Below are 16,668 nucleotides of genomic sequence, written 5' to 3' on the forward strand. Positions count from 1 at the left end.
TCGTGTCATTCCTCTGAGTGCTAACGCGTATGATTATCGCTAAAAAATGAAAACATTTAATATAAAATAAAAACACGTCAGTTACTGTGATGATGATATAGAAATTGACGTGTGCTTTCAGAAATTTCTATCTCCATGCCACTTCTTTGCATCTTAATATTTTTAAAATATTTAGTATTTGATATACATACCACAAGAATGAGGTTCCGTAGTCGTAAATCCGAATTGTTCATACAATTTATCTGCCGGATAATCTGCCATTAAACTCACATAAGTACCATCTTCTGCAACAGATGAGATATATTTCATAATATCTGTCATTACCTGTTTACCATAACCCTGACCTTGATAACGTGGTTCTACTGCTATGTCAATAATTTGAAAAGCAGTACCTCCATCACCAATTACTCTTCCCATCGCTATTAATAAGTCGTCATCATATATTGTGACGTCAAAGCATGCATTTGATATCCCTTTTTCTGCTGCCCTTTGTGATTTTTCACTCAATCCAGCTTTTTTCCTCATATTTCTATAATCTTGTACCGTTGGTGCCTCATATTTTACTTTAACCATGTTGTGTCATCCCCCAAACTACAAAGCAATCAATTATAGCATGATCATATAAATGTGTTTATAAATATTTTTTCATCACTACTTTATTAGACTCTTTAAATGCATCATTATGACTAGATACATAACCTTCAGGATCCGCTTCAGGTTCAACATAAAGTTTAGCTAGATTAGCTGCGTTTGCTGCATCACTAAAAGCACTCGCGATTAAATGTGCTTTTGCTTCATGATAAATAATATCACCACAAGCATATAAACCTTCAATACTCGTTGCCGTGTTACCAAATCCTTTAATATTATATTCACTATGCATATCAACTTGAGTTGTAGACTGTTCTAATAATGTATTTTCTCTATCAAATCCATGACTGACAATAACTTCGTCGAAAGATCGTACCTCTTGTTCTCCTGTTTCAATGTTTTCCAATATTACTTGTTCTATACGTGACTGGGTTTCGTCACCTATTAATTGATAAATATGTGTATTGGCTAACTTTTCCACTGCAAGTTTATTTAATATATCTTTCATTGCTTCATAACCTTTGATATCCGCTTTTCGATAAATTAATGTCACACTATTAGCATGACCACTTAAATCATTCGCCCAGTCTAGCGCAGAATTACCTGCACCTGAAATCAACACATCTTTGTCTTTAAAATGTTTTAAGGACTGAACTACATAATGTAAATTTGTTAATTGATATCTTTCTGCTCCCTTGATATCAAGTTGTTTTGGATTAATGATACCACCACCAATGGCGATGATGACAGATTTTGATTCATATACATTTCCTTTATTGGTCTCTACTTCAAAATGGCGTTCAGCCATTTTTCTAATATCTATAACGCGTTCCTCTAAATTTACTTTAGGATTAAAATGTAAACCTTGACTAACAGTATCTTGAATAATTTCATAACAAGGCTTCGGTGCCAATCCCCCGATATCCCAAATAATCTTTTCGGGATAAACGTGCATTTTACCTCCTAGCTTATCTTGAATATCAATAATTCTTACATTCATTCCTCTTAATCCAGAATAAAAGCTCGCGAACAAACCGGCTGGTCCACCACCGATAATGATTACATCATCCATAATAATCCTCCTACATGTACTACTTCTTAATACCTATTATCCTATTATTGATAATGCTTATCAATTAAAAAGGAAACTTTTTAATAAATAATTACTTTATATGTAAAATGATATAAAAAAAGACGATCAAATTCATAACGATCGTCTGCTATATATAATTATATTTATTTAGAAAAATTTATTTATACAAATTATTTTTCTGTTTTTTTGACAATGGCGTTTTTAAGCAAGAAGAATAATAAAATAAAACCAGCTGTAATTACTGTATGTCCAATACCAGCATAGCCGGCAAATGATTCTGGAACTTTAAGTCCAATAACTTGGTATGTCCCTTTTGTAAACATCATGCCAATCGTCAATAATACACCTATATTATACACAATAAAGAACCAATTAAATAAATAGTAACTACTCAAATTAAATACCTTCGTTACCGGTAATAAAATGAGATGCATAAACATTCCTAATATTAACGTATGCGTATGTACTACAACCAATTGTGTATCACCTGTAAAGTCATAGGCAAGTGTTAATTCACGATAATAAAAACCACTAAGCAATCCTAAGATTGTATAAATTAAAAAAGCGTATAATATTCTGCGCATTCAAAATCCTCCTTAAAAACATTATAAAATAAATCTTCTTAAATTACAGTGACAATTCATCAAACTTCAAAAAAGCTAGTAATCAAAATCTGATTACTAGCTCAATCACTTATACTTTATCTTTCTTTACGAGATTTTTTAAAAATTGCTATTAGCGCTAAAATAATAGCTACGATAGACACAACCCATAAAGCGATAGAATCATTACCAGATTGACTGTTTTCAGAATCAACATCAGCTTTTTTTGATACTTTAGTTACTGGTGAAGGTTTTTCCGCGTCCTCATTTCCATCCCATTTAACGGTTTCTCCATCATCATAAGTTTGATAAGCATCCCACTTAAATTCGCCTTCTTTATCTGGATTTGCTACTTGTATAGGCAAATCAACGAATTCATTAGGTCCAATACCTTTTTCTTTAGCTATCCAAGTTATTTTTGTAATATTACCATCATCATCTTTAGTTAATTTATGGTCAAATGTTTCCTGAGGTGCTACACCTACAACGTTTACACCCTAGGGTACCTTTAACCCTATTTTTGTTGTATTTGCTTCTTTTTCTACTGGAACTCTTACATCGTATTTTTCATAAGAACCTGGTTCACTCGTATCAGGGTTCATTGTCACATGGGCATCTGCACTTTTTGAAAATACTAAAACAGTAAAACAAACTACGAGGGCTAAAATAAATTGTTTTTTCATCTTTTAAGCTCCTATCCTGGAATATTTAATTGACTCATCATTACACCTGCTAATATAAGTAAGACACCTATACTTAGTTCTATGATTAATGCATATCTATTTGTCTGACGATGCTTACCAAGCGCTCTAGTTGTTTGATAAAATCCTAGCGCCATCATCACAATTGTTAGCAGAACCTTAACAAGTAATAATACGCTCCATGTCTGAATGTTTTGCCATAGTGACAAGACATTCGTTTGATCTATTGACATCAGGACACCTGATATGACAATTAACATGACAGCGCTAATATTTACTTTTAATAAAAAAGGTCTCATTTGATTTACTTCAAATTGTTTTTTACCCAATACCATAATGGTCAAATAAATCAGTGCACCTAACCAAAATGATATACCTACAATGTGTATTACTCTGATGAAAATCGACCATATTGGTATAGACTGAGACCAAGCATGTCCTGACATACTAAGTGTAATTAATATTAGACTAGGGATAAATATGTACCAACTTGTTGCCATATTTTTCAAAGTGAAAAGTAATAGTAATATGATTACTGCAACCACCGTTAATATGAATGGCGTTTGCAATAAGGTGGTTTTTTGCAGACTTAACACATCTGACACAATATCAGAAGATAAAGTCATCATATAAATTAATACTGTGATAATGGAAGTCATAACCAATATTAAAACGGTTGGCAGTGTATACGTTTTTAAATTTAAATGAGGTAATCTTTGTCTTTTAGCTAAGGCGTTAACTAAATATAAGCCTGTAAGTGTAATCAATAGTCCTTCTAATATAAAGCGCGTAACTCCAAACCAAAAGTCTGCTTTTTCATAAAACGGTGGTGCTGTGTCGATGCCATTTGCTGTTTGATTTCCAACTGAAAATTCAAAACTATCATTGATTTCATGGCCATCTGCAGACATTGTATGCCAATGAATGCTATGTGTTCCTTTATTTAAATTTTCAATTGGAAACGTCAATGTTTGTGAAGACCCTGTTGTACTTGGCTTTACTTCTGTAATTTCAGAACCATTATCATCATAGATTTGTATACTTGAATATTTTGCATGGACTGGTTCATTAAATTGTAATGTTATTTCATTTGGTGCGTTATCAACTACACTGTTTTGCGTTGGTGTGACTTTTTCTAAAGTTGCATGTGCTGATACTTGCTGAGAAAAGATAACAACCCCAATTATCAACGAAATTATAAATATAACATAAGAAAACTTATGGATTTTAAATGTTAATTGCACTTTCATCCCCCTTTTCAAAAAGTTTATATTATCAATAATATTAAATGAAATATACATTCACAATATAAATTTGATTTTGTCATTTTTTGGACAAATAATTGCAATTTAAATATTATTGTTTTAATTAATTAAAAACAAAATATTAGTTTATATTCCATTATTAAAAATATTTATAATGTATCGTTATTAAAATAACAAAGGACTAATCCGTCTGTCTGATACGGACTAGTCCTTTGTTTTATGAACGGGCTTTAAATCTCATATTCTTACCAAGAAACCAATGAATTACACTAGAGTATAACTCATTGAAATTCATCTTGCTCAACTTGTACAATTTTATCTACTTTTCGTTGAGAGCCGCCTTCCCAACTTACATTCAAGTAAGCTTCAACATTCTTTTTAGCAACTTCTATACCGATTATTTGTGCACCCATTGTAAGTATTTGTGCATTGTTACTTAACTGGGCACGCTCTGCAGAATAATAGTCATGCGCCAAAGCAGCACGAATTCCTTTTAATTTGTTGGCAGTTATTGCCACGCCGATGCCAGTTCCACAAATAAGAACGCCACGTTCATTATCCCCTTGTTGAATACTTTTACCAACTTCAGCAGCAACATCTGGATAATCCGTTTCTGCACAATGATGACAACCAAAATCTTCTACTTCATGACCGAGTTTTTCTATATGAGCTTTCACTACCTCTTTTAAATTGTAACCATTATGATCTGCACCTATTGCTATTTTCATGCTAACTCACTCCTCCTTATATATTTATCACTTAGCTTATACATATGATTTAAATGTATTTAACATCAGATACGCTGACATCGCACCAGGATCTACATGGCCTTGCGAACGATAGCCTAGCCTTTTGGAACGACCCTTATTAGAAACAATATCCTTTGTGCTTTCCATACCTTTCTTAGCTTCTAGAAGTGCAAGCGCAAATGCTTCCTTGAAATTAATATTTTGAGATTTAGATGATTCTAATGATAGATAAAATGGTTCAAGTGTATCAATCATCGTTTTATCACCTATTTCAGCTTTACCTCTAGCCTTAATTCCTTTACTGAATGCAATCCAAAATTGGTATAAGTCTGTATCATTCAGTTCAGTTTTATTTTTTACTGCAACTGCTGCCTTTAAATAACCTGAAGCATATAAAGGGCCAACAGATGAACCTACAGCATCTAAAAAACTTTTACCCACAGCAACACTAATTTTTGCAATATCATTTTGTGCCTGTAATTCGTTGTGAATTGTATCTTTTACAGCTTGATAACCAATATTCATCGTCACACCATGATCGCCATCACCAATTTTTCTATCTAATTCACATAGGTTATCCTTTTGTTCTTCAAACAACTCAGCTAACGCTAGGATGAATGATTTATATGTTTCACTTGTTAATGTCATAATAAATTCCCCCTAGACTTCCTTAAAGTTTGGACAATCGACAGGATGATCTATGCATGACTTTAATGTCTCGTCCAATTTCATCAACGTCACTGAGAAACCACCCATTTCCATTGATGTAATAAAATTACCCACATATGATTTATATGTCTTAATATTGTTTTCACTTAATATAGCATCAACTTCTTTATTGATAATATATAACTCCATTTGTGAAGTCGCACCTAAACCATTTACTAGGACAACTACTTCGTCGTCTGGTTGATAAAGTCCCTCTTTCAAAATATTTTTCATAATCACTTGGACGGTTTCTTGTGCTGTACGTATCGTTGTTTTTTCTATACCTGGTTCACCATGATGTCCTAATCCAATTTCCATCTCATTATCTTCAAGATCAAAACTTGGTTTGCCTGTTTGAGGTAAATAACAAGGGCTTAATCCAATACCCATAGAGCGTGTGTGATCATTAGCCAGTTGCGCAATACGACGGACTTCCTCTAAATCATATCCAAAATCTGCAGCAGCTCCAGCTGCTTTATAAACCAGTAATTCACCTGCTATACCACGTCTCTCTTCAATTTCCTTCGCTGAAGCGACATCATCGTTTCCTATAACAACTGCAGTTTCAATATCATCTTCAACTTCTGTCATTTCGCTGGCCATCTCAAAATTCATTAAATCTCCTGCGTAGTTTCCATAAATATATAACACGCCATGACTATCATGAATTTCTCTGGTAACAGCTTGTATAGGAATTGGTGAAGGTGAAGCAAATATATTACCTATTGCCACACCATCAGCCATACCTTGGCCAACATAGCCGATAAAAGCCGGCTCATGTCCTGACCCTCCACCAATTAAGACACTCACTTTACGATTGGGGTGGCGTTTTTTACCAATTAGTGCTCTTTGATGTAAGTTTGAACGTTTAATATATTCGGGATAAGCAATTAAATATCCAGCCATTAGTTCATCTATGACATTATCAGGATTATTAATCATCTTTTTCATTTATAGTCTCTCCTTTTAACTGTCTATGCTTATCTATCATTTCGCTGTTTTAAGGTACAAGTACAATTTTCAGTGATTTATCGCCTTTTTTCATTAATTCGAATCCTTCTTCAAATTCTTGAAGTGGTAATTGATGGGTCACTACACCATCAGTAGGGTAGTCGCCATTCTGTATACCATTTATCACAAGAGGATAACAATAAGGTCCTAAGTGACTTCCCATTAAATCTAGTTCTTTACGATCAGAAATGATGCTCCAGTCAACAGTTACTGGATCGCCAAATACAGAAAACTCTACAAATCTACCTAACTTCCTAATGGCACTTAAACCTTGTTCAACAGATTTAGGATGACCTGTCGCTTCAATATAAGTATCACAACCATAACCTTCCGTCATATCTTTGATTTCTTTTACCACATCAACTTTAGCTGGATTCATCACAATGTCTGCACCAAATTGTTTCGCTAATTCTAAACGGTCATCTTTCATATCTAGTACAACCAGAGTTTCAGCTCCTGATTTTTTAGCTGCTCCTATCATACCTAGACCCAATGTTCCAGCACCTGATAATACAACGAAATCCCCTAATTTGATGTTTGCACGTTGTACTGCATGTAAACTACAAGCATATGGTTCAATAAGAATTGCTTTTTCTATCGGTAAGTCTTCAGGAACTTTATAATTTATTGCTTCCTTAGTGAATTTCATGTATTCAGCCATACCGCCATTTACATTATTTTGGAAACCATATAAGTCGTGTTTTTCACACATCCAATACTCGCCACGCTTACAAAATCTACATTCCCAACAAGGTACAATCTGTTCGGAAATAACACGATCACCTATTTCAAAATCAGTCACATCTTCGCCTTTTTCAACAATACGTGCAATAAACTCATGTCCAGGTATCATCGGTGCTTTAATATAAGAAGGTTGTGTTTCATCGCCCCAAAAACTTGGTGCGCCACCATATGCTTTAATATCTCCTGCACAAATGCCACATGCTTCAACTTTTACAATAATTTCTTTTGAATTCTCAATTATCGGTGTATCTACTGTTTCATATTTATAATCCCCTGGCGCATATGCTACAACGGCATTCATTTTGTCTGGATAATTTTTATTTGTCATTTTCAACAACCCCTTCTTTTATTAGAAAACGCTTTCATTTATAAATACAATTCTAATATATATTTTCATTTCTTTCAAATATTTTTTCGTTTATTTTCGTTTTTCTTTTGTTTTGTTATTTTTATAAAAAAATGTGTTAAACTAAATCATGAGCATAAGGAGGTTGCGAATCATATGAAAATGTATGCAGATGAACGACGAGAGCACATATATACTTATATAAAGTCACATAAAAGAGCTACTGTAAAACAGCTTTCAGATTACTTAAGCGTGACAGAAGCAACAGTTCGAAGTGATTTAAGACTTTTAGAAAGTGAAAATAAGGTTACACGCACACATGGCGGTGCAAAAGTAAATGATACGATGACTTCAAAGTTAAACTTTTCTTACCGCTTAACACAAAAACATCGTGAAAAACATAAGATAAGTGAGTTTGCACTAAATAAAATAGAACCACAACAATGCATACTCATAGACGCAAGTTCAACAACGTATGAACTTGCAAAATTAATATCTGAAACTACCATGGAACTTACTATTATTACAAATGGGTTGGAAAATGCAGTACTTTTAAAAGAAAATCCTAACTTAACAGTGCTCGTAGTTGGAGGGTTTGTTTCTCAAGATTCAAACGCAATTACCGGAAACATTGATTCACAAATTTTAGAAATGTACCATATTGATTATTTCTTTTTATCTGCAAATGGTTTTACCTTAGAAAATGGTTTAACTGATTTTTCATTACCTGAAGTTCAACTCAAAAAGCAGATGGTTCAAGAAAGTGAAAAAGTAATTGCTTTGATAGATCACAGTAAGTTTGATATCTCATCTACTTTATCATTCGCTAAAATCACTGACATTTCTGAAGTTATAACAGATGAAGCACCCAATAAAAAATGGTTACAACACGCACCATTTAAATTAACTGTTGTTTAATAGCAAAATTTCACAAAATAAAAAGCTGTACCAATTAGGAAAAACATTACTCACCTAATTGGTACAGCTTATTTTTTACTTAAAATACTTATCCAATCATTTTATATACCACCTGTCCATCCAACAGTAGTGAAGATATACAACACAATTGAACCTACGATAATCCAGATTAAAAATAATGGCGCCATAAACTTAAACCAAGAACTAAAATTAGCTTTTGCAATAGCAATCGCACCAACTGTCGCACCTAAAGTTGGTGTGATTAAATTGCCTAATCCCCCACCAAAAGATAGTGAAGTTAACAGTATTTGATCATTCACACCAAGCGTATGTGTAACAGGTTGTAAAATTGGAATCATCACACTCATTAAACCTGAACCCGATGGTACTAAAAAGTTAAATACTGTTGCTACTAAAAATATTAATATTGAAACGACACCTGATGAAGAGCCATCAAGTTGTGTCGTCAATCCATTGACAATCGTACTTAAAATTTTACCCTTTTCAAGTATGACACTGATAGTATTTGCCATGATAATGGCAAAAGCTACAACTAACATTGGTTTTGCTCCTGCTAAAAATCCATCCACCATTTCACTAGATCGTTTACTTTTGACTAGATAAGCAAGCACAAAACTAATACCAAAAACAGTTATAAATACACCATTGCCATATTTCTCAGTCCAACTTAACATACCATTGCCTATCGCTAATACTATGGGTGTAAAAATCACTAATCCTACTACAACCAAATCTCTCCAATTAATTGTTCTATCTTTTAAATCAATTTCTGCAGTTGTTGTTTGTGTATCATTTTGTTGCCAAGATGTTGTGTTCATTAAACTTTTATTGGGTGATTTAATAACCCTTCTCGCATACCAGATAACATATAATAAAGTGACCAATAAAAACACTATGTACATAATTGCTCTACCGCCGTATCCAGAATATAAAGTGACCTCCGGATAAACGATTTGACCAATTTTAGCCATACCTGAAGGAGAAACTGAAAAGGCCATATACAAAGGTAGGAAGGTCATACCAAGGGCAATAATTGGATCTAATTTTAACCTATTCGCTAAAATTACACCGAGCGTGACAAAGACAATCATCTGATCGCCACCTACAAAAAATCCTATAAATGCCATTAAAGAAAATAATCCAATAATAAGAGGTAAAGCACCTGCATGTTCAAATCTATATATCATATAATTTGTTAACTTCGTCACTGAGTCCAATTGCAACATACCACCAATTGCCCCACCAACAAACAACAGTAAAGTTACAGTTTGAGCAGATTGTATACCGCCATTTAATATTAAGGTAATCGCATAAAACGGATTAACTGGATTTTGTGAAATAGCATGATAAGTTCCTTGTACAATCTCACCACTTTTTGTAGTATCAAATTCGCCAGCCGGAATGATATATGTCAATAAACATGCAAACATCATCATCATCAACATCATTAATAACACGTGTGGTAATTGGAATTTTCTTTTTTCTTTTATTTGCTCTTGTTCAACATCTACTTGCGAATGATGTGAAGTTGCACTATATTCAGACATTCTATTTCACTCCTTAAAATTCAATTAAATTAGTTATGCTCTACTTTTGTTCGACTATATCTATTTTCTTTAAAAGGAATACCAAGATGATCACGTAATGTACTACCTTCATAAGATTTTGAATAATAACCTTTTGACTCTAATATTGGTAACACTTCATTTAAAAATTCATCATATATTTCACCATAAACATGTGGACCAAAGATAAAGCCATCTGCTGCACCTTGTTCAAACCATTCAATTATCAATGCTGCTACTTCTTCATAAGTACCTGTAAATGGTGACTGTCTTACTGTTTCTTCTAGAGCAACTTCTCTTAACGTTAAATTTTGTGATTTTGCTCGCTCAGCAATCGCATCAGTCGTAGCACGAAAACTATTTTTCCCTACATCACCTAATTCTGGAAATGGTGCATCTAACTCATATTGACTAAAGTCATGATGATCATAATATCTTCCTAAGTAATCTAAAGCTTCCTCAATTGTCGCTAGTGATTTAAGCTCATTTAGTCGTCTTTCTACTTCGTCTTTATCTTTGCCAATGACTGGTGCTAACATTGGGTAAACTTTAACATGATCAGGGTCACGCTCAAATGCTTGGGCTTGGTTTTTAATACTGTCATAATTACTTTTCGCAATCTCAAGTGACTCACCTAGTGTAAAGACAGCATCAGCATATTTAGCTGCATAAGCTTGTCCCTTAGGAGAAGCTCCAGCTTGAAATATAACAGGTTGACCTTGTTCAGAACGACTTGCATTCAAAGGACCTTTGACTTGGAAATATTGACCTTTGTAATCTAATGTATGCATCTTACTTTTATCCACATATTCGCCTGACTCAACATCAAATGTAAATGCATCATCTTCATATGAATCCCATAAGCCTTGTACTACCTGGATATGTTCTTCAGCAATATCATATCGAATATCATGTTCTGGATGGTCTCCTTTGCTATAATTGTCAGCACTTCCAGCTAAAGGTGAAGTTACTACATTCCAACCTGCACGGCCTTTACTGATTTTATCAATGGTTGAAAGTTGTCTGGCCACTGTGAACGGCTCACTATATGAAGTTGAAATCGTACCTACTAATCCAATTTGACGTGTTATTGGCGCAAGTGCTGCTAAAAATGTTAATGGTTCATGTCTATCTAAAAAATGTGGTATTGATTTTTCATTGATATATAATCCGTCTGCTACAAAAACGAAACTAAAGCCAGCTTTTTCTGCTTTACGAGCAATATCAAGTTGAAAATCAAAATTTGTACTTGCATCACTTGGGACGTCATTTGATTTCCAGGCATGCATATGGCTACCAGGACCATTCAACATAATTCCAAAATCTATTTTTTTATTTGTCATTTTACCCCTGCTTTCAAATTCGTTTTCTCATATACACGTGCTAGTTGCTCTACTGTTTTTAATCTTAATGAGTGGTTTTGTACTGGCATATGAAACATAAATTCATCAACTTGATCATCTATATCTAATTCATGAATTTGTTGTTTTATGGACTCAGCTGTACCATTAAATACTTCTATTTGTTGTTCTTCAATTTCAAAGGTTCTTGAACTTTGCTTTTTAAAATCATCTATTTGATGTTCGCTTGACACCGTTAATTTTTGACCGTCATCAAAGTGCAAAACATAATTTGTGCGTCCCTCTTCAATTAACGCGCTTTCTGCTTCACTATTCGATACAACAGCAGCTAAGGCTATAATTATTTTCCCTTCAGGATAAAATGCTTTATATGTACGAATTGCTTTGTGTAAAAGATCATTATTAGAATTCAAAAAATATGCATAAATAAAACCGACTTTTTCTTCTGCTGCAAAGCGTGCTGACCGTTCACTTCCTCCCAAAAGAAAAACATGCGGTTTCTCAATCTCTTTATTACGAATCGTTGTTTTTAAATTTGAATACGGATTTTCTTCAGGAAAGTTTTCATTATTAAATTGATTTAAAAGATGAAATTTATCATTGAAAGACATAGGTGCATTTTTAATATCTTCTTGCAAAGCTTGTGTCGCTAAAGGAAAACCACCAGGTGCTTTGCCTATACCTAAATCTACTCTTCCCGGAGCAATTTGGCTCATAAAATGAAACTGTTCAATCACTTTGAATGGACTATAATGCTGTAACATAACCCCACCAGAACCAACATTTATTCGACTTGTTTGGTTTAATAAATGTGTAACTAATATTTCAGGGCTCGTACCAACGACCTCTTGTATATTATGATGCTCTGCAACAAAATATCTTGTATAATTCAGGCCTTCTGCTAATTGCGCTAGTTCAACAGTTCTATTTATCCCTTCACTAACTGTTTCATTGTGATCTATTGGACTTTGATCAAGTATGCTAATAGATGTCATAAACAATCCCCCAATCGATTTCTGAAAATTATATTAGTTACAATCTTAGGCTCACTCTATCATTTTGTCAAGTATCCTTATCGATTTACTAAGGATTAAAAATGTGTTCATTTTGATATGCCATTGTATTCCAAACTTTTGACAAATCATTTATCAATCGTACTGAAAAGTGCTATCTAAATACCTCTTATTTAATAAAAAAGAGCAGGATAATATCACTCTTTAGTAAAGTGATATTATCCTGCTCTAATTTGAAAGACTCGTCATAAAAGTGATTCTTGTTATGACATGCCTAATTAAATAATATTAATTTTTGCATAAATTGTGGTTACAATCATATTTTAATACGACCAACCTAAAGTATGTTCCACTTCATCATCTTCATTTTCAATATTGTCTATATCAATCATAGATTCTGAAATATTTCTAGAATGGTAACCAATACGTTCTAAGATAGCAATCATATCTAAATAAAGTAAGCCGCCTTCTAAAGAACATTCTCCCGAACTTAAACGCTTGATGTGTTTTTTTCTTAAATCATGTTCTAATGCATACGAATCATTACTCAAGCGAACGATTTCATCTTTTTTAACTCTGTCATATACGTTAAACATGTCAATTGTTTTTTCAAGTGACGCATCGACATGGTTATATAGCCTTTCAATACTTTGTTCTGCTTTTGCAGATATCTGAATTGATTCTGTTTCTTTTTTCTTTAAATCTAATAAATACGCTTCTGTTAAACTTGCTACTTTAATAAAAGTTCGATTAACATCGAATAACACAGACATTCTTTCTGCATCTTGTTTGGATATCTTCTTCTCTGAGATTTTTGTTAAATATTGCCTTACATTGTCATACATACTTTCGACAGCTGCATATTTTTGAAGTATATCTTTTTCTGTTTTATCGTCATAATGCTTAGCATGTCTGAACATATCAAATGTCATACGCCCTATATTTTGGATTTCATCTTGTGCTTCTTGTAACGCAATATTAGGTGCTCTGTTTATTAAATTTTTATCTAACATTCTTGGTTTATATTTTTCATTCAAATCTTCACCTGGTACTAACTTCGTCACAATCCATGCTAAGACGAAAATAAACGGTAATTGTATGATTGTGTTCGTCACATTAAACGTACCATGGGCAAATGCAATAACCATTTCAGGTTTTAAATTCATAACCCCTTGCATCCATTCAATAACTAGTTGATAGAGCGGCATAATTATTAAGAAAATAATAGCACCTATCACATTGAATAGTACATGGACAGCTGCAACACGTTTGGCAGCCAATGAACCTGCTAGACTGGCCAGCACCGCAGTGATTGTCGTACCAATATTATCACCTAAAAGTACAGGAAGTGCACCATGTAAACTAATTAAATCATTAGCAAAGAATCCTTGTAAAATACCAATTGTAGCACTTGAACTTTGTATAATAACTGTTAATAATGTTCCTGCTAACACACCATATATTGGGTTAGAAGACATATCTAACATAATTTGCTTGAACGAATCTAAGTTTGCTAAAGGTTTAACCGCACCACTCATTAATTCTAAACCATAGAACAATGCACCAAAACCAAATAAAATCATACCAACATTTTTCACTTTACGTTTTTGAATAAAGAAAATTAAAAATGCACCAATTGCTAAAATTGGTAGCGAATATTCACCGATATCAATACCTATAATAAATGCAGTAACTGTAGTACCAATATTCGCTCCCATAACTACTCCAATTGCTTGGCGCATAGTCATAAACCCTGCACTAACAAGTCCTATAGTAATTACTGTTGTGCCTGAGCTACTTTGAATTAATATCGTTACAATCATACCAGCCAAGACACCCATTAAAGGGTTACTTGTAAAAGTATTTAAAATGCTTCTTAATCTATCACCAGCTGCGGCTTGCAAACCGTCACCCATTTGTTTAATACCATATAGAAAAATACCTAATCCACCGATAAAGGTAAAAATTATCTCCATTACAGAAGAATCCATCGTTACACCTCTTTAAAATATTTGTAAACTATGTGAATTATAACTGATTTTTGTTAAGTTAATGTTAATTTATCATTAAAATTGCAAAGGATTTTCTCAACATTTCTGTAATCATATTTCACTGAAATATGCAAACCTTTCCAAATCCTATATCTACGCTGATTTAAAATATGCTATTTATAAATTACACAAATTTCTACCTTTAGCATATATTAAAATTAATGCAGAAAGATACTTGTCAACCGCTCTAATCTTCGCTAATATAATTAAGAATTTAATGAAGGGAAGATTTGTATTGTGATCACTGCTTATAAACATACTCAAACACATGAAATAATAGCATCAACATTAGATGATGATGCTTCATGGATCAATGTTGTAGACCCAAATTGGGAAGAAATAGAACATTTAATAGATTTATACCATTTACCTGAAGATTTTATTAGAGACCCTCTAGATACTGAGGAAAGTTCTCGTGTTGAATACGATGAAGAAACGGGCTATTCCCTTATAATCCTTGACCTGCCAGTTGTTAATGATACAAATCTTAATGTACTCTCATTTATAACAATTCCTTTAGGTATAATAATTGGTAATAAGAAAATATTTACTGTATGTAATGTTGAAAATGAGTTTCTTGAAAAATTTAGCCATCAAAATCTAAATTTACATTTTCATAGCCGATTTGCGCTTAATATATTATTAACGATTGCAAATCATTATAATAGAAACCTTAGGTTATTAAATAAGACGAGGTTACGTATAGAACGTGATTTAAAAAATAATGTGACAAACAAGCAACTATATAATTTAATGGAAGTTGAAAAGAGCTTAGTTTATTTCTTAGCTGCTTTAAAAGGTAATGAAACGATAGTAAAAAAACTCTTTAGATTGCCTGCAATCAAACGTTTTGAAGAGGATGAAGATTTACTGGAAGACTTAGTCATAGAAAATAATCAAGCACTAGAAACCACAAGATTATATACTGACATATTAGAAAGTATTACTACTTCTTATGCATCACTACTTTCAAATGAAATGAATAATACAATGAAAACATTGACGCTATTTACCGTCTTTTTAACATTGCCAACTTTAGTATTCAGTTTTTTTGGTATGAATGTACCACTACCTATTGATGAACATAGTTATATCTCTTGGGTTATTGTAATCGGTATTTCATTAGTTATCGTTTCATTTGTGGGCGCATTTCTATGGAGAAAGCAAAAGTTTTGAAATAAGACGTACACATACACGCAAGTCACCATATATTAAAAATGAGAATGCATGATCATTATGCTTAAAACAAAGGAGGCTACCATTTGATATGGTAGCGTCCTTTGTTTTTTCAAATTGTTTTAACGACATCTAAAAATGAATACTAACTTACTTTAATTTGCTAATGACACTAACCTATAGACTTCATATCTTCTTTAGTAATATCATCATAATAATATTTTATTTTATAGATAAAATAATCTTTTAACCTATTTACGTTTGACAAAGTGTTTGAGGCTTGTTGCAAATGAATTAACCATGATCTAGCTGGACACTCAGTATCATAAAATTCTTTATGAATTCTCACTGTTTCTCTATTAACAGGTAATTGATATTTCTTTAAAATTGCAGCAGCTAACCAGAAACTAACTTCTTCCACCTTCATAAATGCACTATCCGTTAAGACGCCATTTATTTTAGACTGACATCTTTCGATACCAATATAATGCGTATTGGCGAATGTATTTCCACAGTGCCATTCAGTATATTGTGTCGGGTGAAACCAGTAGCAAGTGTCTTGATCAATGTAGACGCTCGCCCATCCTTTTTCTAATTCATTTTTTTTAATTCGATTATTTAACCATGTAATATAATTTTGGGCTGTATAATTTTCGGCATCATCGTGTAGAACGACACCTAAAATATCCTTTTTTAGTTCAGTGATTTTATCGTCTATTTTGTAATAATTAGAGTATATATGTTTCATAAATT

15 protein-coding genes and 1 pseudogene are annotated in these 16,668 nt (G+C 32.9%); 2 read left to right on the forward strand and 14 right to left on the reverse strand.

Going from position 1 to position 16,668, the window contains the following annotated elements; translation table 11 throughout:
* Positions 1-171: 171 nt before the first annotated feature.
* The 9 genes and pseudogenes from FYJ81_RS05800 to FYJ81_RS05840 form a co-directional block, all read right to left on the reverse strand.
* Positions 172-573: a GNAT family N-acetyltransferase gene (locus FYJ81_RS05800; RefSeq protein ID WP_119536024.1), complete on the reverse strand. Its 402-nt coding sequence runs from the start codon at positions 571-573 to the stop codon at positions 172-174.
* A gap of 58 nt (positions 574-631) precedes the next feature.
* Positions 632-1,663, reverse strand: coding sequence for an NAD(P)/FAD-dependent oxidoreductase (locus FYJ81_RS05805; protein WP_154409440.1), 1,032 nt, complete (start codon positions 1,661-1,663; stop codon positions 632-634).
* A 191-nt stretch (positions 1,664-1,854) separates the two neighbouring features.
* Positions 1,855-2,268: a DUF2871 domain-containing protein gene (locus FYJ81_RS05810; RefSeq protein ID WP_107384989.1), complete on the reverse strand. Its 414-nt coding sequence runs from the start codon at positions 2,266-2,268 to the stop codon at positions 1,855-1,857.
* A 116-nt stretch (positions 2,269-2,384) separates the two neighbouring features.
* A pseudogene (locus tag FYJ81_RS05815) lies at positions 2,385-2,969 on the reverse strand (DUF1775 domain-containing protein).
* Between the two features lie 11 nt (positions 2,970-2,980).
* Positions 2,981-4,231: a copper resistance CopC/CopD family protein gene (locus FYJ81_RS05820; RefSeq protein ID WP_192942967.1), complete on the reverse strand. Its 1,251-nt coding sequence runs from the start codon at positions 4,229-4,231 to the stop codon at positions 2,981-2,983.
* Between the two features lie 302 nt (positions 4,232-4,533).
* Entirely contained in the window at positions 4,534-4,980 is a 447-nt protein-coding gene (gene rpiB / locus FYJ81_RS05825; protein ID WP_154409442.1) for a ribose 5-phosphate isomerase B, read from the reverse strand.
* A 36-nt stretch (positions 4,981-5,016) separates the two neighbouring features.
* Positions 5,017-5,649, reverse strand: coding sequence for a dihydroxyacetone kinase subunit DhaL (gene dhaL, locus FYJ81_RS05830; protein ID WP_107384824.1), 633 nt, complete (start codon positions 5,647-5,649; stop codon positions 5,017-5,019).
* A gap of 12 nt (positions 5,650-5,661) precedes the next feature.
* The gene (locus FYJ81_RS05835; protein WP_107521349.1) at positions 5,662-6,660 is read right to left on the reverse strand and encodes a dihydroxyacetone kinase subunit DhaK; all 999 of its coding nucleotides are present in this window, start codon (positions 6,658-6,660) and stop codon (positions 5,662-5,664) included.
* A gap of 49 nt (positions 6,661-6,709) precedes the next feature.
* Entirely contained in the window at positions 6,710-7,792 is a 1,083-nt protein-coding gene (locus tag FYJ81_RS05840) for an MDR/zinc-dependent alcohol dehydrogenase-like family protein (protein ID WP_107385701.1), read from the reverse strand.
* A 174-nt stretch (positions 7,793-7,966) separates the two neighbouring features.
* Between FYJ81_RS05840 and FYJ81_RS05845 the strand changes: the two genes are divergently transcribed.
* Entirely contained in the window at positions 7,967-8,728 is a 762-nt protein-coding gene (locus FYJ81_RS05845; RefSeq protein ID WP_154409443.1) for a DeoR/GlpR family DNA-binding transcription regulator, read from the forward strand.
* A gap of 101 nt (positions 8,729-8,829) precedes the next feature.
* Here the strand turns inward: FYJ81_RS05845 and FYJ81_RS05850 are convergent, their stop codons facing one another.
* The 4 genes from FYJ81_RS05850 to FYJ81_RS05865 form a co-directional block, all read right to left on the reverse strand.
* Positions 8,830-10,296 carry a Na+/H+ antiporter NhaC family protein gene (locus tag FYJ81_RS05850; protein WP_107384828.1) on the reverse strand — a complete coding sequence of 489 codons (1,467 nt, stop codon included), beginning with the start codon at positions 10,294-10,296 and terminating at the stop codon, positions 8,830-8,832.
* Between the two features lie 29 nt (positions 10,297-10,325).
* Positions 10,326-11,657, reverse strand: a complete 1,332-nt coding sequence (locus FYJ81_RS05855; RefSeq protein WP_107384829.1) for an LLM class flavin-dependent oxidoreductase — start codon at positions 11,655-11,657, stop codon at positions 10,326-10,328.
* Positions 11,654-12,670, reverse strand: a complete 1,017-nt coding sequence (locus tag FYJ81_RS05860; RefSeq protein ID WP_107384830.1) for an MsnO8 family LLM class oxidoreductase — start codon at positions 12,668-12,670, stop codon at positions 11,654-11,656. The genes FYJ81_RS05855 and FYJ81_RS05860 overlap by 4 nt, the downstream gene beginning before the upstream one ends.
* 341 nt (positions 12,671-13,011) lie before the next feature.
* Positions 13,012-14,679, reverse strand: a complete 1,668-nt coding sequence (locus tag FYJ81_RS05865; RefSeq protein ID WP_107504855.1) for a Na/Pi cotransporter family protein — start codon at positions 14,677-14,679, stop codon at positions 13,012-13,014.
* A gap of 297 nt (positions 14,680-14,976) precedes the next feature.
* Between FYJ81_RS05865 and FYJ81_RS05870 the strand changes: the two genes are divergently transcribed.
* On the forward strand, positions 14,977-15,915 hold the full coding sequence (locus tag FYJ81_RS05870; RefSeq protein WP_192942971.1) for a magnesium transporter CorA family protein: 939 nt from the start codon (positions 14,977-14,979) through the stop codon (positions 15,913-15,915).
* A 172-nt stretch (positions 15,916-16,087) separates the two neighbouring features.
* Here the strand turns inward: FYJ81_RS05870 and FYJ81_RS05875 are convergent, their stop codons facing one another.
* A complete protein-coding gene (locus tag FYJ81_RS05875) occupies positions 16,088-16,663 on the reverse strand; it encodes a peptidoglycan recognition protein family protein (protein ID WP_107504857.1) in 576 nt (191 codons plus the stop codon).
* Between the last annotated feature and the right edge of the window lie 5 nt (positions 16,664-16,668).

The organism is Staphylococcus sp. McC-251-APC-3A2 (assembly GCF_009695665.1).
GTDB lineage: Bacteria > Bacillota > Bacilli > Staphylococcales > Staphylococcaceae > Staphylococcus > Staphylococcus cohnii.